The 16,778-nt window shown below is 56.8% G+C and carries 22 protein-coding genes and 1 pseudogene; 16 read left to right on the plus strand and 7 right to left on the minus strand.

The window, feature by feature from the left end; translation table 11 throughout:
* The first annotated feature begins 65 nt into the window (after positions 1 to 65).
* The 3 genes from ACJ8M3_RS18225 (at position 66) to ACJ8M3_RS18235 (ending at position 2,674) form a co-directional block, all read left to right on the plus strand.
* Positions 66 to 962: a LysR family transcriptional regulator gene (locus ACJ8M3_RS18225; protein WP_047573942.1), complete on the plus strand. Its 897-nt coding sequence runs from the start codon at positions 66 to 68 to the stop codon at positions 960 to 962.
* A gap of 98 nt (positions 963 to 1,060) precedes the next feature.
* Complete coding sequence (locus tag ACJ8M3_RS18230) at positions 1,061 to 2,233, plus strand: MFS transporter (protein WP_074446864.1); 1,173 nt, start codon at positions 1,061 to 1,063, stop codon at positions 2,231 to 2,233.
* Positions 2,234 to 2,335: 102 nt separating this feature from the next.
* Positions 2,336 to 2,674, plus strand: coding sequence for a DUF2002 family protein (locus ACJ8M3_RS18235; protein WP_033644143.1), 339 nt, complete (start codon positions 2,336 to 2,338; stop codon positions 2,672 to 2,674).
* Positions 2,675 to 2,699: 25 nt separating this feature from the next.
* Here ACJ8M3_RS18235 and ACJ8M3_RS18240 read toward each other — a convergent pair whose 3' ends face one another.
* Both ACJ8M3_RS18240 and ACJ8M3_RS18245 read right to left on the minus strand, forming a co-directional pair.
* On the minus strand, positions 2,700 to 3,146 hold the full coding sequence (locus ACJ8M3_RS18240; protein ID WP_033644142.1) for a DUF1198 family protein: 447 nt from the start codon (positions 3,144 to 3,146) through the stop codon (positions 2,700 to 2,702).
* Between the two features lie 67 nt (positions 3,147 to 3,213).
* Positions 3,214 to 3,549, minus strand: a complete 336-nt coding sequence (locus ACJ8M3_RS18245) for an MbeD/MobD family mobilization/exclusion protein (protein WP_033644141.1) — start codon at positions 3,547 to 3,549, stop codon at positions 3,214 to 3,216.
* A 184-nt stretch (positions 3,550 to 3,733) separates the two neighbouring features.
* Here ACJ8M3_RS18245 and smrA point away from each other — a divergent pair, with 184 nt between their 5' ends.
* The gene (smrA, locus tag ACJ8M3_RS18250; protein ID WP_033651604.1) at positions 3,734 to 4,306 is read left to right on the plus strand and encodes a DNA endonuclease SmrA; all 573 of its coding nucleotides are present in this window, start codon (positions 3,734 to 3,736) and stop codon (positions 4,304 to 4,306) included.
* Between the two features lie 50 nt (positions 4,307 to 4,356).
* Here smrA and ACJ8M3_RS18255 read toward each other — a convergent pair whose 3' ends face one another.
* Complete coding sequence (locus tag ACJ8M3_RS18255; RefSeq protein WP_016929826.1) at positions 4,357 to 4,770, minus strand: DoxX family protein; 414 nt, start codon at positions 4,768 to 4,770, stop codon at positions 4,357 to 4,359.
* 192 nt (positions 4,771 to 4,962) lie between these two features.
* On the opposite strand from ACJ8M3_RS18255, the gene ACJ8M3_RS18260 reads away from it, so the two are divergent.
* Together ACJ8M3_RS18260 and ACJ8M3_RS18265 are read left to right on the plus strand one after the other, a co-directional pair.
* A complete protein-coding gene (locus ACJ8M3_RS18260; protein ID WP_016929825.1) occupies positions 4,963 to 5,193 on the plus strand; it encodes a (4Fe-4S)-binding protein in 231 nt (76 codons plus the stop codon).
* Between the two features lies 1 nt (position 5,194).
* On the plus strand, positions 5,195 to 5,473 hold the full coding sequence (locus ACJ8M3_RS18265) for a GNAT family N-acetyltransferase (protein ID WP_033644139.1): 279 nt from the start codon (positions 5,195 to 5,197) through the stop codon (positions 5,471 to 5,473).
* A 32-nt stretch (positions 5,474 to 5,505) separates the two neighbouring features.
* Here the strand turns inward: ACJ8M3_RS18265 and ACJ8M3_RS18270 are convergent, their stop codons facing one another.
* The gene (locus ACJ8M3_RS18270) at positions 5,506 to 5,688 is read right to left on the minus strand and encodes a YodC family protein (protein ID WP_016929823.1); all 183 of its coding nucleotides are present in this window, start codon (positions 5,686 to 5,688) and stop codon (positions 5,506 to 5,508) included.
* Between the two features lie 120 nt (positions 5,689 to 5,808).
* Here ACJ8M3_RS18270 and ACJ8M3_RS18275 point away from each other — a divergent pair, with 120 nt between their 5' ends.
* A complete protein-coding gene (locus ACJ8M3_RS18275) occupies positions 5,809 to 6,324 on the plus strand; it encodes a DUF1543 domain-containing protein (RefSeq protein WP_033651603.1) in 516 nt (171 codons plus the stop codon).
* A 151-nt stretch (positions 6,325 to 6,475) separates the two neighbouring features.
* Positions 6,476 to 6,976, plus strand: coding sequence for a GNAT family N-acetyltransferase (locus ACJ8M3_RS18280; RefSeq protein ID WP_047573952.1), 501 nt, complete (start codon positions 6,476 to 6,478; stop codon positions 6,974 to 6,976).
* Positions 6,977 to 7,035: 59 nt separating this feature from the next.
* On the opposite strand, the gene ACJ8M3_RS18285 is transcribed toward ACJ8M3_RS18280, so the two are convergent.
* Positions 7,036 to 7,770, minus strand: coding sequence for a class I SAM-dependent methyltransferase (locus ACJ8M3_RS18285; RefSeq protein ID WP_004928990.1), 735 nt, complete (start codon positions 7,768 to 7,770; stop codon positions 7,036 to 7,038).
* A 100-nt stretch (positions 7,771 to 7,870) separates the two neighbouring features.
* On the opposite strand from ACJ8M3_RS18285, the gene ACJ8M3_RS18290 reads away from it, so the two are divergent.
* The 3 genes from ACJ8M3_RS18290 (at position 7,871) to ACJ8M3_RS18300 (ending at position 10,585) form a co-directional block, all read left to right on the plus strand.
* Positions 7,871 to 8,323: a GNAT family N-acetyltransferase gene (locus tag ACJ8M3_RS18290; protein ID WP_089197712.1), complete on the plus strand. Its 453-nt coding sequence runs from the start codon at positions 7,871 to 7,873 to the stop codon at positions 8,321 to 8,323.
* A gap of 112 nt (positions 8,324 to 8,435) precedes the next feature.
* Positions 8,436 to 8,852 (plus strand): DUF2946 domain-containing protein, encoded by a 417-nt coding sequence (locus ACJ8M3_RS18295; protein WP_233503932.1) that lies wholly within the window; start codon positions 8,436 to 8,438, stop codon positions 8,850 to 8,852.
* 71 nt (positions 8,853 to 8,923) lie between these two features.
* Positions 8,924 to 10,585, plus strand: a complete 1,662-nt coding sequence (locus ACJ8M3_RS18300; RefSeq protein ID WP_199560471.1) for a DUF2534 family protein — start codon at positions 8,924 to 8,926, stop codon at positions 10,583 to 10,585.
* Positions 10,586 to 10,640: 55 nt separating this feature from the next.
* On the opposite strand, the gene ACJ8M3_RS18305 is transcribed toward ACJ8M3_RS18300, so the two are convergent.
* Positions 10,641 to 11,576, minus strand: a complete 936-nt coding sequence (locus tag ACJ8M3_RS18305; RefSeq protein WP_089197711.1) for a LysR family transcriptional regulator — start codon at positions 11,574 to 11,576, stop codon at positions 10,641 to 10,643.
* A gap of 135 nt (positions 11,577 to 11,711) precedes the next feature.
* On the opposite strand from ACJ8M3_RS18305, the gene ACJ8M3_RS18310 reads away from it, so the two are divergent.
* The 3 genes from ACJ8M3_RS18310 to ACJ8M3_RS18320 are packed head-to-tail and all read left to right on the plus strand — an operon-like array spanning position 11,712 to position 13,894.
* Positions 11,712 to 12,365 (plus strand): DUF3313 domain-containing protein, encoded by a 654-nt coding sequence (locus ACJ8M3_RS18310; RefSeq protein ID WP_089197361.1) that lies wholly within the window; start codon positions 11,712 to 11,714, stop codon positions 12,363 to 12,365.
* 38 nt (positions 12,366 to 12,403) lie between these two features.
* Positions 12,404 to 12,748: a DUF3302 domain-containing protein gene (locus tag ACJ8M3_RS18315; protein ID WP_089197360.1), complete on the plus strand. Its 345-nt coding sequence runs from the start codon at positions 12,404 to 12,406 to the stop codon at positions 12,746 to 12,748.
* A 9-nt stretch (positions 12,749 to 12,757) separates the two neighbouring features.
* Entirely contained in the window at positions 12,758 to 13,894 is a 1,137-nt protein-coding gene (locus tag ACJ8M3_RS18320) for an HlyD family secretion protein (protein WP_089195096.1), read from the plus strand.
* 344 nt (positions 13,895 to 14,238) lie between these two features.
* On the opposite strand, the gene ACJ8M3_RS18325 is transcribed toward ACJ8M3_RS18320, so the two are convergent.
* Positions 14,239 to 14,868, minus strand: a complete 630-nt coding sequence (locus tag ACJ8M3_RS18325; protein WP_145957735.1) for a DUF6680 family protein — start codon at positions 14,866 to 14,868, stop codon at positions 14,239 to 14,241.
* A gap of 333 nt (positions 14,869 to 15,201) precedes the next feature.
* On the opposite strand from ACJ8M3_RS18325, the pseudogene ACJ8M3_RS18330 reads away from it, so the two are divergent.
* Positions 15,202 to 15,414: pseudogene (locus ACJ8M3_RS18330) on the plus strand (recombinase family protein); the annotation flags it as partial.
* A gap of 324 nt (positions 15,415 to 15,738) precedes the next feature.
* Positions 15,739 to 16,713 carry a hypothetical protein gene (locus ACJ8M3_RS18335; RefSeq protein WP_145957734.1) on the plus strand — a complete coding sequence of 325 codons (975 nt, stop codon included), beginning with the start codon at positions 15,739 to 15,741 and terminating at the stop codon, positions 16,711 to 16,713.
* The last annotated feature ends 65 nt before the right edge of the window (positions 16,714 to 16,778 follow it).

Below are 16,778 nucleotides of genomic sequence, written 5' to 3' on the forward strand. Positions count from 1 at the left end.
AGTGCGGATAAATCGGCGGCGGGCGATTACACTGTCAAAATAATTTTGACAATAAGGGCGATGAAATGCTGAATTTGCAGCGTCTGGCGATCTTCGCGGCGGTGGTGGAAGCGGGCAGCTTTACCGCGGCGGCGGCGGCGCTGGGGCAAACCAAGGCGGTGGTGAGCTTTAACGTCAAGCAGCTGGAGAACGAACTGGGGGTGTCACTGCTGGCGCGCAGCACCCGCCGATTGTCGCTGACCGATGCCGGCGAACGCTTCTACCAGCGCAGCCTGCAGCTGTTGCAGGAGGCCGAGAACGTGCTCGACGACGTGCGACGCGATCATCACGGGCTGAGCGGCGTGCTGCGTATCACCAGCACGCCTGAGTATGGTGCGCAGGTGGTGGTGCCGGCGCTGGCGGCGTTTTCGCGGCAGCATCCGCGGCTGCGCATCCAGCATGTGTCTTCCTCTTATCATGCCGATCTGATTTCTGAGCGCTTCGACGTGGCGATCCGCCTGGGCCAGCTGGCGGATTCCAGCCACCGCGCGGCGCTGATCGACAGCTTCGCCATCTTTCCGGTGGCGGCGCCGAATTATCTGGCCGAGCGGCCGATTCATTCGCTGACGGATCTGGCGCAGGCGCAGTGGATCGCCCACAGCCGGCTCAGTTCGCCCCTCAGCTGGCAGGTGGTCACGCCGCAGCGCGAAGCGGTGCTGTTCAAGGTCGCGGATGCGGCGACGCTCACCGGCGACAGCGCCGCCGCATTGCTGGCGTTCGCCCTGCATGGCGCCGGGGTGGCGCTGCTGCCGGCGTGGCTGGCGCAGCCCGACATCGACGCCGGCAGGCTGCAACGGTTGCTGCCGGATCACCGTTTCCCCGAGCAGAGCATCTATGCGCTCTACCCGAACACCCGCCATGTGTCGGAGAAAGTGCGGGCGTTTATCGATTTTCTGCGTGCGCGGGTGGCGGCAAACCGTTAGCGAAATAATAATTCGTTATCACTCTCTCATTTATCATCAAATCTCGTCGGGGTATGCTGGAGGGCTTCGTCTACCCCGTCCGATGCGAGCCACTTTCGATGACCGCAGAAAATAACCGCCAGCTGAACCGACGTATTTTGTCCGTGGTGATGTTCACCTTCGTCTGCTACCTGACCATCGGCCTGCCGCTGGCGGTGTTGCCGGGGTTTGTGCATGACCACCTGGGCTACAACTCGGTGCTGGCGGGCCTTATCATCAGCGCGCAGTACTTCGCCACGCTGTTCAGCCGCCCGCATGCCGGGCGTTACGCCGATCAGTTGGGGCCGAAGAAGGTGGTGCTGTTCGGCCTGGCCTGCTGCGGCGCCAGTGGCCTGTTTTACGCGCTGGCGTTCGGCGTTGACGGTTGGCCGTGGCTCAGCCTGCTGCTGCTGTGCGTGGGGCGGGTGTTTCTCGGCGTCGGCGAAAGCTTCGCCAGCACCGGTTCCACGCTGTGGGGCATCGGCCGGGTTGGGGCGATGCACACCGCGCGGGTGATCTCCTGGAACGGAGTTGCTACCTACGGCGCGATGGCGGCCGGCGCGCCGCTCGGCGTGTATCTGAATCAGCAGTGGGGCTTGGCCGGGGTGGCGGCGCTGATCGTGCTGGCGGTCGCAGTGGCGCTGCTGTTGGCGAGCGGCAAGCCGGACGTCTCGATCGCCGCCGGGCAACGCATCGCCTTTCGCGCGGTGTTCGGCCGCATTTGGGCCTATGGTCTCGGGCTGGCGATGGGCACCGTCGGCTTCGGCGTGATCGCCACGTTCATCACCCTTTACTACGCCGACAAAGGCTGGAGCGGCGCGGCGTTTTCGCTGACGCTGTTCAGCTGCGCCTTCGTCGGCATTCGCCTGATCTTCAGCAATGTCATCAACCGCCATGGCGGGTTGAAGGTGACGCTGGCGTCGTTTCTGGTTGAGATCGTCGGGCTGCTGTTGATTTGGCAGGCCGGCGAGCCCTGGATGGTGCAAACCGGCGCATTGCTGGCCGGCGCCGGTTTTTCGCTGGTGTTCCCGGCGCTGGGCGTTGAGGCGGTGAAACAGGTGCCGCCGCAGAATCAGGGCACGGCGCTCGGTACTTATTCGGCGTTCCTCGACCTGGCGTTGGGCATCACCGGCCCGCTGGCCGGGCTGCTGATCGGGCAGGCGGGCGTGCCGTCGATTTATCTGGCGGCGGCGCTGCTGGTGGCGCTCGGGGTGTTGCTCACTCTGCGCCTGCTGCAGCGCAGCCGGGTCTGATTCAGGAATAGTCCGAAACCCGGATTCCTCCCCAGAAAATCATTGTTTCGGTGAATGATTACGGTAAGGTCGCTCAGCGGTCCAGAATGAGAGGAGGAATCGATGTATTTACGGCCGGATGAAGTGGCTAAAGTGTTGGAGAATACCGGCTTTGAGCGTGATTATGTCACCGATCAGGCCTATGGTTACCGCAAGGGTGCACACTACGTGTATGTGAATCGCGAAGCGCGGATGGGCAGGACCGCGTTGGTGATCCACCCGGCGTTGAAAGAGAAAAGCGTGCATTTCGCCACGCCGACCTCGCCGGTGCGCACCAGCGAGCAATATCTGGAATTTCCCCTGGATTTAAGCAGCGACGCGCCGAATCAGCGTTACGGCATCGCACACGGCTTCAGCTCGCGCGAAGCGCTGTCGCGTTACCTCTACAGCATGTTCCTGTAAACGGTCCCCCGCCAGGGGGACGCTATCAGCCGTGGGCCAACGCTTCGCGGTTGAAACGCTCGTTGTAGGCGCGGCGGAACTGCGCCAGTTCAAACGCATCGATATCCAACTCGGCGAAGTAAAACAGCGCCGCTTCGGTGTGCTCGGCGTGCAGCTCCGGCGACAGCCCGGCGCGCAGCAGCACGTCGCGCCAATGGCCAATCTGCTCGTCGTCCGCCTGTTTGATGAACGTCAGGTAGATGAACAGCAGGTAAGCGGCCTGGTGCATCTCTTCGGTATAGCCGTTGTTCAGCATGCGGATAAAGGTCTGGCTTTGGCGGCCGCCCATTTCCTGGATCATCGATTCGATCAGCATCGGTTTGACCCTTAGCAGATGGGCCAGCGAATCGATGGCTTTACGGGTGTCGGACGTCAAAATGCGGTAACCGATGATGAATACGACGATCAGGGCGGCGAGGATGATCCAGGTCATTTAGGCTTTATTACACTCTCAGTACGCCAGAAGAGGGGCGGGAGGCGCTGTGCGACAGCGCCCGCTATCAATGCTGTTCGCCGCTGAAATTACCGACCGCGCTCTGTTGGCGCAGGTGGTGATTGAAGGTGGCCGCGTCTTTGGCCAGCGCGTCCAGATGGGCGCCGAGCATTTTGATCTGCTTGACCAGCGCATGCTGCTCCGGCACCGAACTGGCGGTGCTCAGTTTGCGCGCCAGTTGTTCATTCTGCGCCCGCAGCGCGGCTTCGCGCTGTTTGGCTTCTTCCAGCAGTTGCTGCAGCGCCTGGTAGCTCCGCTGCCATTCGCGGTGTTGCCGTTCGAAGCTGCTCTGCAACTCATTCATCGCATTTTGAAACTGGATTTCCAGCTCGCGCATTGTCATGGGCTCGATCCTTTGCGGCACTCAATGATGGCTTAGCAGTATAGCGAAAACTGCTCGCAAGCTCACCCGTTGACGACAATTGAGACAAATGCCGCTGACAATTCCCGGCTTGCAACCGCGCCAAGGCGTCTTACAATCGTCCCCATCCCCGGCCGTAAAGGCTGCCGTTCAAGAGAGGTGGAACATGAGCGAGCAGGAAAAAGACTTTTTTGAACAGGCGATGGCAGACGTGGTGCCGCTGGCGAGCAGGCGGCAGACTCTGTACCTCAAGCCGCAGGAGGCGGTGGACAAAAGCGCGCGGCGCGAAGCGCAGCGGCTGCGGCAGGAAAACTTCCTCAGCACCGATTTCCTCGAGGTGATCCCCTGCGATCGGCCGCTGGAGTTCAAAGGGGAAGGCATTCAGCAGGGCGTGCTGGACAAGCTGCGCAATGGGCGTTACCCGCCGCAGGCGTCGCTGAATTTGCTGCGTCAGCCGGTTGAAGCCAGCCGGCAGGCGCTGTTCCGCTTCATTATGCAGGCGGAGGCGCAAAACCTGCGTTCGCTGCTTATCGTGCACGGCCGCGGGCGGCAGAACGAAAGCCATCCGAATATCGTGCGCAGTTACGTCGCCAAATGGCTGGCGCAGTTTGAACAGGTGCAGGCGTTTTGCCGCGCCTTACCGCGCGACGGCGGCGAGGGCGCCTGCTATGTCACGCTGCGTAAATCGGCGCAGGCCAGGGCGGAAAACTTTGAGCGCCACGCCAAGCGCAGCCGGTGAAAGGATAGCCGAAATAAAATGGCCGGCGCATATCGCCGGCCATCGATGAATTATTTATTAAATATTTTATAGTCCAGCGAATAACGGCCGGCGCCAGTCACCGCCAGCAGCAGCAAACCGCCAATGATGCTGATGTTTTTAAAGAAGTTGATTTCGTTGCCCATCATTTCCATGCCGGTCATTTTCCAGAACGGATGGCCGATAAACGCGGTGCCCAACACATACAGGGCAAAAATGACCGCGATAGGGCGAGTAAACAGGCCGAGAATAAGCGCGATGCCGAAAATAAACTCCACCACCACGGCGACAATCGCCGCCAAATAAGGCATCGGCGTGCCATAGCCTTCCATCGCCGTGACGGTCGCACCGAAGTTGACCAGTTTCATCCAGCCGAAAATGATAAACAGAACCATCAGTAGAATGCGGGACAGCAGAATTACGCCGTCTTTTGAGCTATCACCCATTTCGAACTCCTTAGCCACTGTCGGAATTATGTTGTCTTGCTGATTAAAGATTAGAACAATTTACGTTTTTTTCTAGCTGCGGCGGGCGGTTGCGCCACTTTTTTCGGCGGACGAGAGGCGTGGTGAAGCCAGCGGCATTGCCTATACTTGAGCCTGGAGCAAAAACAATAAAACGGGCAATGTGAGGCCATGATGGATGAAGAATTGACCGCCGCCGGTTACCGCCGTTATTCCGGCGACAAGATTGACGTTTATTTTAACAGCGCGATATGCCGCCATTCCGCCAACTGTGTACGTGGCAACGCGGCTATTTTTACCCTGAATCGCCGGCCGTGGATTATGCCGGACAATGCCGACGCGGCCGAAGTGAAACGCGTTATCGATACTTGCCCCAGCGGCGCACTGAAATATAGGGAGAAATAATATGGATCATAAAATACTGGCGGACGAGAAGCGTTTTTATATCAATGACGAGCACGGCAAGCTGATCGCCGAGATCTCTTTCGTGCCGAGCGGCGACAAGCTGACCATTATCGATCACACCTGGGTGGATGAGTCATTGAAGGGGCAGGGCGTCGGCAAAAAGCTGGTGGCGTTGGTGGTGGAGAAAATGCGCGCGGAGCAGCGTAAAATCATTCCGCTGTGCCCGTTCGCCAAGCATGAGTTCGATACCACCCCAGCCTATCAGGACATTCGCGCCTGAGGCGATAACGGGGCGCGGCGCGCCCCGGTCATTCAGCAGACGCCGAAATCGCCGTCTTCGTGGTACAGCGCCACCTCGTTGGCCTGCACTTCCGTGCGCTGCTCTTTACCCAGTTCATTCCAGCTGCAAACCAGGGTTTCGCCGTCGATCGCCACCACGGTCATCTTCGGGCCGCCGGTGGTGCGTTGTACAAAATCACCGATATTGAATGCCATGCGTTCCTCCACAACAGATTAAACCTCATCTATTGATAACACAGAATGGCGCCGCCGTTGGCAGGTGTTTCGTTATGTATTAAATTATACAGCGATTATCACCAGGGAGAGCAGACTAACATGCCGGGATTATTGATGTTTTATGTGGGCGGTACGGCGCCGGGCGCCAATATTGAGTTGCACGACGTGCAGTTCGCGGCGGCGGATCGGCCGGAAGAAGCGTATCCGCTGCTACGTGAAAAGTGGTTCGGCGATAAGCACAAGGTGCATGTCGACGGCTATGCGCGCATCGACTGGGCGGACGGTTACGACGTGAGTCTGGAGCCTGCGCCGTTTGCCGGTGAAGAGAGGCTGTTTTTCGTCAACGTGGGCGGTTACCGCAGCGATGAGCTGGCGGAACTGCACCAGTTCGGCCTGTTCGTGGCGCGCTCCGCCGACGAGGCGAAAGACAAAGCCAAACGGGCGCTGCTGACGGACAGCGCGCAGCAGCACAAAGATGATCTGGCTGAGGTGGACGACTGCCTGCTGCTGCAGGCGTTGCAGGGCTACCACGTTCATCTGCGCGCCAACCCGCACGGCGAACCGGCCCGGCCGCTGTGGCAAGGGTATCTGCCGATCGGCGAACCCGCGTTATAACGCCGCTTCGAACACCCGCGGCAGGTTGAGATCGAGGCGTTTCAAATCCAGATGCATGATATTCATTGCCTGTTGATGAAAATGCCGTTCATGCAGCATGAGAGGCGCTGTATGCTGGCAAGCACGGCCATCAACTCACACGGGACTTGCCATGACCATTGAGATTTACCCGGCGCAAAAAAGCGACGCCAAACTGATTCTGGATATGATTATCGAGCTGGCGGTGTACGAAAAGGCGCGCGAGCAGGTGCGGGCCAGCGAGGAGGACATCGAACGCAGCCTGTTTGGGCCGGGCGCCTGTTCCGAAGCGCTGATTTGTACGGTGAACGGCGAGCCGGCGGGTTATGCGGTGTTCTTTATGAGTTACTCCACCTGGCTGGGTAAAAACGGCATCTATCTGGAAGACCTGTACGTGGCGCCAAAGCATCGCGGCGCGGGCGCCGGTAAAACGCTGCTGCGGCACATCGCCCAACTGGCGTGCGAGCGGCAGTGCGGCCGCCTGGAGTGGAGCGTGCTGGACTGGAATCAGCCGGCTATCGATTTCTACCTCAGCATCGGCGCGCAGCCGCAGGGCGAGTGGGTGCGTTATCGCATGGAGGGCGAGGCGCTGACGCACTTCGCGGCGCACGGGGCGGCGCTGCCGGTACAATAGCCGTTGGGGGGAGGCGGCCTCCCCAACTGTGGTGGTGTGAACGGTTTACTGCGGATAAATCAGGCGGGTTTGCGGGCGGCGAGAATGAAGATCATCGGGCGTTCCTGCTCTTCGTCCAGCGCCGGGGTAGCGGCGATTTGCTGCGCGCTGGGGCCCCATTCGTTCAAATGCTGGATGATAAACCCTTGCTGCGCCAGCGGGTTGATATAGCTGCCGAGCGTGCGGTGCTGCTTGATGACGCCTTCCGCCAGCCAGTTGGAAACGCGCTGGCCTTCTCGCTGGTAACCGTTGACCGGCCAGGATTTCTGCCCGTTGCCGTCGGTCAGCCAGCCCTGCTGCGCCGGGGCGGTGTAGATCGGGTGCTCGGCGGTGAAGATGAACTGCCCGCCAGGTTTCAGCGCGGCGTACACCGTGGCGAACAGCGCGGCCAGATCCTCGAGGTAGTGCAGCGTCAGCGAGCTGTAGACCAGATCGTAACTTTCCGGCGGCAGCTGCAGCTGCGCCAAATCCTGCCGACGGTACTCGATACCCGCGTCGGCGGTCATCTCCCGCGCCTTGGCCAGCATTTTTTCCGAAACGTCCAGCCCCAGCACGCTGGCTGCGCCCTGTTCGCGCGCGCTGCGGCAGAACCAGCCGTAGCCGCAGCCGAGATCGACCACACTTTTTCCCTGCAAATCCGGCAGGATGCGGCGGATGGCTGGCCATTCCGGCGCGCCGTCCAGGCCGTGCTGCGAGCGGCTGAGCTGCGCATAGCCGTCGAAGAAAGCCTGATTGTCATAGATATTTTGCGTCATGATGACTCCTTGGGGTGAATGACGGCGGCGGAATGCCGCTGCCATACCATGCATATTGCTGCATAATTCTACGCTGACAACATGAATAACGGGAATGACGATGGACATGATTTCGGTGCGGCAAGCGCCCGAGCTGGCGCCGCGCGCCATTGCGTATTTTCAGCGGCACTGGGCCACGGCAGAGACGCTGATGATGTATGAAGACGCCATCAACCGCAGCCTCGGCGCTTCCAACCCGCTGCCGCAGTGGTACCTGCTGATGGAAAATAACCTAATCCTCGGCTGCGCGGGGCTCATCACCAACGACTTTATCAGCCGTGGGGAGTTGTATCCCTGGCTGTGCGCGCTCTACGTAGAAGAGACGCAGCGCGGCAGGGGCTACGGCGCCAAACTGATTGAGCATGTAGCGGCGGAAACCCGCCGGCTGGGTTTCCCGCAACTGCACCTTTGCACCGATCTGGAAGGGTACTACGAGCGTAATGGCTTCGTTTATAACGGGCTCGGCTATCACCCCTGGGGCGAGGCCTCGCGGGTCTATTCGCGGGTGCTGTGATCACCGCCGCCGGGGGCGAGCAAGACAAATCTGACTTTTCTTTCACCTCATCGCGCATCGCGGGTTACACTGGCCGCTTGTTCGCCACCGACCGGGTTAATTCGCCGCCGCGATGAGAGTGCCACGCCAGCTACCGCAACGCTTCACCGCCTGCATCGCCATTATGGCGGTGCTGTTGCTGTTTGTGGCGCCGGTGGTGTCGAAATCGCTGATGCACCATCAGATGATGGGCGGCATGATGCAAACGGACGCCGCCATGCCGCACGACATGCACGGGATGGCGATGCCCGCCGCCGAGCATGCCGGCCACCACGGCATGGATCCGGCGGAGATGATTTTCTGCGGCTATTGCGAGTTGCTGATCCACGTGCCGCTGCTGCTGTGGGCATTCGTCCCGCTGCTGTGGCTGATGGCGCGCATCGCGCGCCTGCCTTGCGCGCCGCGCATCGTTTCTCCGCCCCTTCGGCGCCTTACTCTGCGGCCGAGCCCGCGCGGGCCGCCCGGCCAGCCGTTTTTCCCTATTGCTTGATCATGGGTAACGCCGTCCGTATCGCTGCGGACGGTTTGCCAGCGCGCACAGTTTGAAAAACGAGAAAGGCCATGTCTTCAATAACCAAAAATCCACCTGCCGCATCGCCGCGTGGCGCGATGCTGAACCTGATCAGACGGCTGCATTTTTATATCGGCCTGCTGGTCGCACCTTTTATTCTGGTCGCTGCACTGACCGGCACGCTGTATGTGCTGACCCCGCAGCTTGAAGAGGCGCTGTATCGCGATGCGCTTTTCACCGAGCCGCACGGGCAGGCGAGATCGCTGGCTGACCAGATCGCCGCCGCCCGCCGTGCGGCGGGTGACGAGGCGCGCATTTACGCCGTGCGTCCGGCACCCGGAGCAATGGACACCACGCGCGTACAGTTCGCGAGTGCCGATCTGGGCGCTTCCGAGTCACGTGCGCTGTTTGTCGATCCCTATACCCTGGCGATCAAGGGCGATATGACGGTGTACGGCACCTCCGGCGTACTGCCGCTGCGCACCTGGCTGGACAAGCTGCACAGCAGCCTGCTGCTTGGCGATCTGGGGCGCAACTACAGCGAGCTGGCGGCCTCCTGGCTGTGGGTGGCCGCGCTGGGCGGCGTGGCGCTGTGGCTGGCGACGCGGCCGAAGCGCAAGCTGAAAAGGGTGAAAGGGGGCTTCGCCGCTAACCGCCATTGGCATATCACGCTGGGCGTGGCGCTGCTGGCCGGGCTGCTGTTCTTCTCGGCTACCGGGTTGACCTGGTCGCAGTGGGCCGGCGGCAACATCGACGCGCTGCGGGCCAACCTGGGCTGGCTGACGCCGCAGGTCAAAACCAGCCTGCAGGCCGATGCGCCGCAGACGCCGGCCGATCCGCACGCCGAGCACCGCGGGATGATGCCGGGCATGAAGATGGGCCCTGCCGCGCAAAGCAATGCGCTGAACGGCGATTGGGATCGGGCGCTGCATGCCGCGCGCGCCGCCGGAATAGACGCCGCTAAGGTCGAGCTTCGCCAGCCGAAAGGCGAGGGCAAAGCCTGGACGGTGACCGAAGTGGATCGCAGCTGGCCAACGCAGGTGGACGCGGTTGCCATCGCGCCGCAAAGCTTCGCCGTCGTCGACCAGGTGCGGTTCGACACCTTCCCGCTCATCGCCAAGCTGACCCGCTGGGGCATCGACGCCCACATGGGCATTCTGTTCGGCTTGCCGAATCAGCTACTGCTGGCGGCGTTCGGCCTCGGGCTGTGCCTGGCGATCGTGCTGGGTTACCGCATGTGGTGGATGCGCCGCCCGGCGGCGGGGGTGCAGCATCCGGTGCAGACCCTGTTTGCCGCCTGGCTGGCGCTTTCCCTGCCTGCCCGCGCCGTCACGCTGCTGGTAGCAGTGGTGCTGGGTTATTGCCTGCCGGTAATGGGCGTGAGCCTCGCGGCGTTGCTGCTGGTGGACGTGTGGCGCTGGCGCGGCCAGCGGCAAGGCCTTCGGGACGAAACGCCTGAAGCGGCCGCCCGCCGCGCCGAGGTGCGCAAGTTCCGCGCGGCGGTGGCGACAGTGGCGGTGGCGGTCGGCTGCGTGATGGGCCGGGCGATCCTCGGTGGCACCGTCGAACAGTTTCAGCTGCCGATCGGTGACTGGAGCGCACAGATGGTGATCATGCAGAGCCTGATGGTGCTGCTGTATACGCTGGTGTTCACCCTGCTGCTTTCCATTCCGCTGTGGTATTTCTTCCTGGGGGAAAAAGAGGGGCGGTGAGGTATTTTGCGCTGATGTGATGCGTTAAACCCCGCTGCGGCGGGGTTTTTCTTGGCTATATCAGCCGGTGTGCGTGCAGTTTGACGCTTTCCATGATGCTGTCCATCGTCACCTGCACGCGGTGCGGCAACACGCCGCGCCGGCGGTAGATCAGGTAGGCCTGCATATCGATGCCGCGCTCGCGCGCCAGGCAGGGCAGCAGCGTGCCGGCATCGAGCTCGGCGGCGACGGAATAATACGGGGCGTAGACGATGCCCAGGCCCTGTTTGGCCAGCTCGATCGCCGGCAGAATGTTATCGCAGACGCTGGCGCCGTTGATCTCGACCTGCACCAACTCCCCCTGCGCACTGTAGCCGCTCCAGGTATTGCGGATGCCGCCCAGCATGCGCAAGGTAATGCAGCGATGCTGCGACAGTTCATCCAGCTCATTCAGCGGCGAGCGGACGATGTAATCCGGCGCGGCGAACAGCCCGACGCGAAAACGGGTAAAGGGCCTGGCAATCAGGCTTTCGTTTTGCGGCTGGAAAAAGCTGATCAGCAAATCGCAGTCGCTGTCGAATACTGCGCCATATTTTTTCTCGCGTTCGTTGGGGTTGCGGGTTACCAGATCGACAGTCAGCGCCGGCGCAGCGTGCAGCAGCGGCGGCAGCAAATAGCTGGCCAGGAAAGCGTGGATGCCGATCGGCGCGCCGAGCGTGACCATGCCGTTCAGGCTGCGCTTATAGGTGCCGGCCATATCGAGCAGATCGCTATGCTCGTTCAGCAACTGCGAGGCGCGCCGCAAGAATTGTTCGCCGAACTCGGTCAGTGACAGAGTGCGCGGGCCGCGCAGGAACAGCTCCAGTCCGAGCCGCCGCTCCAGCGCGGTGAGGGCGCGCGACACGTTAGACTGCGGCATATCCAACAGCTGCGCCGCTTTGCTGACGCTCGCCGTTTCGGCAATGACGCGGACAATCCTGAGTTCTTCAATGCGGAAGTCTTTCTCTTTCACTGGCCGGCTCGTATGAGTTTGTATATCAAAAATGATATACACCTTTGGCGGCATTGTCATATGACTTATCACGGGTGGGTGGGTATCATTCGATTTGATTATTTGCTATCCACAAAAATAAAGAGAAACCCGTCAATGAAAGTGACAAGAGTGGTTATTTTACCTGCGCTGTTATTACTGGCCGCGTGCTCTTCCGCCGTGACCGAAAAAGAAAAATACTCGACCTTTCTGACCAATTATAACGATATCAATAAAGGTCAATCCGCGTCCGGCAAAGACGTTTTATATTGGAAGAATAAGAACGTCGATTTTTCCCGTTATCAATATCTGGTGTATCAACCGATGATCTATTTCCCGCGGCCGAAACCGAGCGAGATGGTGAGCCAACGCGCGCTCGACAATATCCTGAATTACACCAACCAACAGTTTAAGCAGGCGATGGGCACCCATTTTACGCTGGTGGACATGCCGCGCGAGCATACCCTGATTTTCCGCGGCGCCATCACGGCGATCGACACGCAGAAGAAAGGGCTGCAGGTCTATGAAGTCTTGCCAATCACGCTGCTGATCGCCGCGACGCAAAGCGTCACCGGGCACCGTACTATGGAGAGCGCGGTCTATATGGAAGGCGAGTTTATCGATGCCGCGACCAATCAGCCGGTCATTAAAGTGGTGCGTAAGGCTTCGGGAGAAAATCTTAATAATGAGAAAGCACAGCTGAAAGTCACCGACGTGAAGAACGCCATCGATACTATCGCCAACGACATCAGACAATATAACACGCTATAGAGATTATTTATTTTCATTATTCTCAACCAGGACTTTACATGTTTCTTAACTATTTTGCTTTAGGCGTACTGATCGCGGTATTCCTGATATTATTCTACGGCGTCATTATTATTCATGACATTCCTTATTTACTGGCGAAAAAGCGCCGCCATCCGCATCAGGATGCGATTCACGTCGCCGGTTGGGTCAGCCTGTTTACGCTGCACGCCATTTGGCCGCTGCTGTGGATCTGGGCAACGCTCTATCGGCCGGAACGCGGCTGGGGCATGAGTGAAAGCTCGGAACCCTCAACGGATCTGCAGGCGCGCATCGCACTGCTCGAAGCGGAATTACAACGCCTGCAGGAAAAGCCGACGGCGGTTCCCGGCCCCACGGTAAGTTGAGCGTAGCCTATGGATTTGCTCATTATTCTCAGCTACGTGGCGCTGAGCTACGGCGTATTTAAACTGTTCCGCATTCCGGTCAACAAATGGACCGTGCCGACTGCGGTGCTTGGCGGAATATTTATCGTCGGCGCCTTGATTCTGACGATGAACTACAACCATCCGTACAGCGATCGGGCGCAGAAAATTGCCGTGTCGGTGCCGATGGTGCCGCAGGTCTCGGGCATGATCGTTGAGGTGACGGAGAAAACCAACGTGCTGCTGCGCAAAGGCGAGGTGCTGTTCCGGCTCGACGACAGTCGCTACCGCGCGCGGCTCACCAAGCTGGAAGCGGATCTGGCCGGGGTGGAGGCGGAGATCAGAACGCGTCGGGCAGCGCTTAGCGAGTCCGCCGCCAACGTGCAGCGGGCGAACGTGGAGTTTGAGCGCGCCCGTAAAGATTACCAGCGCTACGCGAAAGGGGCGGCCATGCCGGTCAATCCGTTTTCGGAGCAGGACGTCAGCCATGCGCAGCAGCAGTATCAGGCGCAATCCGCCGCGCTGCAGGCGGCGAAAGCCCAGTTCCAACAGGAACAGGCGCGGTTGTCCGGGCGCTATGACGGCGAAGACGCCACGATAGCCAGCCTGAAATCGCAAATAGCCGAAGCGCGTTACAACCTGGAACAAACGGTGGTGCGTGCGCCGAGCGATGGCTATGTCACGCAGGTGCTGGCGCGGCCGGGCACGGCGGCGGTGCGCTTGCCGTTCAAACCGGTGATGATCTTTATCCCGCAGCAAAAGCGCCAGGTGGTGGCGGTATTCCGCCAGAACGCCATCCTGCGCTTGGCGCAGGGGGATCAGGCTGAAGTGGTGTTTAACGGTTTGCCGGGACAGGTTTATGGCGGCACCGTGAGCCGGGTATTGCCGGCGATACCGGACGGCAGCTACCAGGCCAGCGGCGCACTGCAGGGCCTGAGCGCCACGCCGGGCCGGGAAGGGGTGTACGTGATGATTGACCTGGCGGCCAATCCGGATCTGGATCATCTACCCGACGGCGTGAGCGCTCAGGCGGCGGTCTATACCGGGCACTTCGAGCACGTCTCCGTGATGCGCAAAGTGCTGCTGCGCATGACCAGCTGGCTGCATTACCTCTATTTGGATCACTAGCCCGCATTGGCCCGGAACAGCCCGGGCCGTGGGGCGAGCCTTCGGAATACGACAAAAACAAAAAAGCCCGCAACCGAAGTTGTGGGCTTTTTCGCTATTATCGCCGGGTCTATCTGGTTCACTGGCGACGTATTTGGCTGGCGGAGTCTGAATAGCTTAATTAGTTTTTTGTAATAATTGATAAAAATCTAACTCAGAGTTGTTGGGTATAGCTAAACGTATACCAATACAGGATAGTGAGCACATGCGATTGGACATATTTTGGTAACGACCCCTATTTGGTAATGATGTGTTGTATCTGGCAGCCAATAGTTTGTTTCAATCTATCGGGGAGTTTGTCGATCTTAACGGGGGCTTGGTGTATCAGCCGGTTCTGTATTGTCACCTGCTGTAATATCATCCGATTTACTAGAAGTATTCGGGATGTTCGTAAAACGCATTGGTAGTGAGCTATCTCCGGCTAAAATTTTCTCGATACCGGTCAAAATGTTCATGTGTGTACTTTCAAGGTTTCCATGAGCTAGTGGGCGATAGCAGTCCCTTTGTAGCTGAACCTTATCAAAATCATAGTTCATCGCTTGAGCTAATGCATATAATAGTTCGGTAAATAAATCATCGCCTTTTGCTATCCAAATGTTAGTGTCATTATATTCATTTGACTTGTTTAAATGGCTGTTATAACTTTTCCATGCATGAGTTACAGCTTGTTCCAACTTATTTTGATACCTTATTCTAATAATAGGTAACATACGGCCATAAAACTCAATGTCAATCATGTTTAAAGCTTGAACATGCTCACGATTGAGGCGTTCGGCGCGTGTTGACATTAAACTTCTGAAAATATTTAATCGTCTTTGTTTCTTTTCTCTGAATTGTTCTAAGTATTTTTGAACTTGTACGGCAAAAATTGGACCTAAAATGACAGCACCTGTCATAATAGCATCTTTGAACTGTAGTCCCAGAATATTATCCACTTATCTCTCCATATTCATCATGCTGTGATATTTGAATTGTTGAACAAGTTGCATAGCCTATTTTTAATCATTCTTTAGTTGTTGCATGATAATCAGACAGGCTACCATTAGTTTTTATGAGTGCATAATAGAACAAAATCGGGAGTTGTTCAGAAAAAAAGATTTATAGAAAAACTGGTCACACTGTTCATTTTTAATTTTAGTTGTTTAAAAACAATAGATTAAACACTGAATAGTCAGTGATGATTTTGCTCTGACTGCTCACTTACTGTGAACCGTCAGCCCAAAAATGCAAAATACCGGCCCGAGCCGATTATTGAGTTGCTTCTCACGATGATGTCGGTGATTTCTGCTGTGGTGGAATTTATGCGGGATCTGTTGCTTGAGCGCACGCGCTCAAGTATTGCAAGGGCAAAAACAGCTGGAAAGCGATTTGGTCGGCCTTCAGCACTGAATGAAGAAAAATAACTTTCTGTGATTACACGTATAAGCGCCGAGGTCAGGATTAGCGCTATTTCACGGGAATTTAACACCCCCGGTAAATAATACCCCGGGTTGACAGTTTGCTATGTATCAATAACAGACCAATTCCGATCGGTTTTGCTTTTAGTCTTTACAATAAAACACCAAAAGTCACTGGTAAACATTTGTTAGTTAATCAATGAGTTAAACTCCTAGTATCTGGTGAACTGATAGTCCGGATTTTGCCAAGGAACTGCATTCTCTATTTTAGAAAAAACTATTGATTTAGAAGTGTTTTGGTATTAACTTTACATGGGTCAGAATACAGAAAGAATGCAAGATGATTTCCGACTTGCGGTCATGTTGCATTCTAGTAAGCGTTAGGCATTTTAAAACTAGAAGAAATTCATGAATCCAATAATTATTGATGCAGCCACTATATATGATCCTGCTCGCTTGCTTGCAGTATTAGCCTCTGTTGATATCAGATACTCTGAAGTTTGGGTTTCCCAACGATATGATCATTTCAAAGAAAAGGATTTCTTAACTGGATGGGGTACAGATGCCCGTATTGGGCTTCTTCCTGCGCTGGATGGAAGCTATAAAGCAAAACCTTTAGAAACTCCGTCCCTTGATATGAAATTAAATCCAAAGCATTGCGATACTGGGCCACAGATACTTCGCTGGGCTCTTGATAAAGGTATAGTTGTACCTAAGGATTTGTTTAGTCTTGAAGAACTTGCTATAGAGCTTGAAGAGAAAAATGGATTAGCAAATCTTTCCGAGGCAATAATGCTTGGTCCGCCTTCCGCTTACGATTTAAGGGCTGGCGAAGAACAAACCAAAGAGTATTTGAAAAAAGCAGGGAAAGAAAGCTTAGGGCCAGAATATGCCTGGAGGCTAGAACCATATGGAATTGGCCACGGTCTTGGTTTGATGTTGGCTGCAGCGGAAGAATACTCAGTGGAGCCATTTTTCAGTCATCCATTTTTTCGAGATGGAATATCTAGATATAACTATACACATTATAAACGCGACAAGTATATTGGCGAGTTATCTCAGGCCCATGCGAGTCAAGAAAGAGGCGATGTTGAAATAGGTAACTCCATCATAGAGGCTAAGAATCTTTTAAAAAGCCCTGAGTCACTTACGCTTGCAGAAGTAGCTTTCTATTTGGATCAAAAAGAACGCATTGACTCTATTGCAGGAATCATTACCGCTTCAAAAGATCTCGAAAGTCGCGGAAAAGATATTGGCATAATAGCAAGTAAATATGTTGGCACTATTGCGGCAGATACCTTGCTTTTCGGAGGTCTACCTGTATCAACGTCAATTGTTTCACTATATGATATCGGAACAAGATTCTTTAAGTCGAGAAAGTAACCATGGTGATATTTAATTATACTGAGTGTGATTATAATAGCAAGCTTCGTCACTGTCCCTGTGGC

The sequence above is a fragment of the Serratia sp. CY55921 genome (genome assembly GCF_052167655.1).
Taxonomy (GTDB): Bacteria; Pseudomonadota; Gammaproteobacteria; order Enterobacterales; family Enterobacteriaceae; genus Serratia; species Serratia ureilytica.

What these genes read in the sequence shown, in the direction of transcription:
- ACJ8M3_RS18280 (WP_047573952.1), top strand. Translation starts at nt 6,476, where the DNA reads ATGACCATTGAGATTTACCCGGCGCAAAAAAGCGACGCCAAACTGATT.
- ACJ8M3_RS18230 (WP_074446864.1), top strand. Translation starts at nt 1,061, where the DNA reads ATGACCGCAGAAAATAACCGCCAGCTGAACCGACGTATTTTGTCCGTG.
- ACJ8M3_RS18300 (WP_199560471.1), top strand. Translation starts at nt 8,924, where the DNA reads ATGTCTTCAATAACCAAAAATCCACCTGCCGCATCGCCGCGTGGCGCG.
- ACJ8M3_RS18315 (WP_089197360.1), top strand. Translation starts at nt 12,404, where the DNA reads ATGTTTCTTAACTATTTTGCTTTAGGCGTACTGATCGCGGTATTCCTG.
- smrA (WP_033651604.1), top strand. Translation starts at nt 3,734, where the DNA reads ATGAGCGAGCAGGAAAAAGACTTTTTTGAACAGGCGATGGCAGACGTG.
- ACJ8M3_RS18320 (WP_089195096.1), top strand. Translation starts at nt 12,758, where the DNA reads ATGGATTTGCTCATTATTCTCAGCTACGTGGCGCTGAGCTACGGCGTA.
- ACJ8M3_RS18290 (WP_089197712.1), top strand. Translation starts at nt 7,871, where the DNA reads ATGGACATGATTTCGGTGCGGCAAGCGCCCGAGCTGGCGCCGCGCGCC.
- ACJ8M3_RS18265 (WP_033644139.1), top strand. Translation starts at nt 5,195, where the DNA reads ATGGATCATAAAATACTGGCGGACGAGAAGCGTTTTTATATCAATGAC.
- ACJ8M3_RS18285 (WP_004928990.1), bottom strand. Translation starts at nt 7,770, where the DNA reads ATGACGCAAAATATCTATGACAATCAGGCTTTCTTCGACGGCTATGCG.
- ACJ8M3_RS18260 (WP_016929825.1), top strand. Translation starts at nt 4,963, where the DNA reads ATGGATGAAGAATTGACCGCCGCCGGTTACCGCCGTTATTCCGGCGAC.
- ACJ8M3_RS18225 (WP_047573942.1), top strand. Translation starts at nt 66, where the DNA reads ATGCTGAATTTGCAGCGTCTGGCGATCTTCGCGGCGGTGGTGGAAGCG.
- ACJ8M3_RS18240 (WP_033644142.1), bottom strand. Translation starts at nt 3,146, where the DNA reads ATGACCTGGATCATCCTCGCCGCCCTGATCGTCGTATTCATCATCGGT.
- ACJ8M3_RS18270 (WP_016929823.1), bottom strand. Translation starts at nt 5,688, where the DNA reads ATGGCATTCAATATCGGTGATTTTGTACAACGCACCACCGGCGGCCCG.
- ACJ8M3_RS18275 (WP_033651603.1), top strand. Translation starts at nt 5,809, where the DNA reads ATGCCGGGATTATTGATGTTTTATGTGGGCGGTACGGCGCCGGGCGCC.
- ACJ8M3_RS18255 (WP_016929826.1), bottom strand. Translation starts at nt 4,770, where the DNA reads ATGGGTGATAGCTCAAAAGACGGCGTAATTCTGCTGTCCCGCATTCTA.
- ACJ8M3_RS18295 (WP_233503932.1), top strand. Translation starts at nt 8,436, where the DNA reads ATGAGAGTGCCACGCCAGCTACCGCAACGCTTCACCGCCTGCATCGCC.
- ACJ8M3_RS18235 (WP_033644143.1), top strand. Translation starts at nt 2,336, where the DNA reads ATGTATTTACGGCCGGATGAAGTGGCTAAAGTGTTGGAGAATACCGGC.
- ACJ8M3_RS18335 (WP_145957734.1), top strand. Translation starts at nt 15,739, where the DNA reads ATGAATCCAATAATTATTGATGCAGCCACTATATATGATCCTGCTCGC.
- ACJ8M3_RS18245 (WP_033644141.1), bottom strand. Translation starts at nt 3,549, where the DNA reads ATGACAATGCGCGAGCTGGAAATCCAGTTTCAAAATGCGATGAATGAG.
- ACJ8M3_RS18310 (WP_089197361.1), top strand. Translation starts at nt 11,712, where the DNA reads ATGAAAGTGACAAGAGTGGTTATTTTACCTGCGCTGTTATTACTGGCC.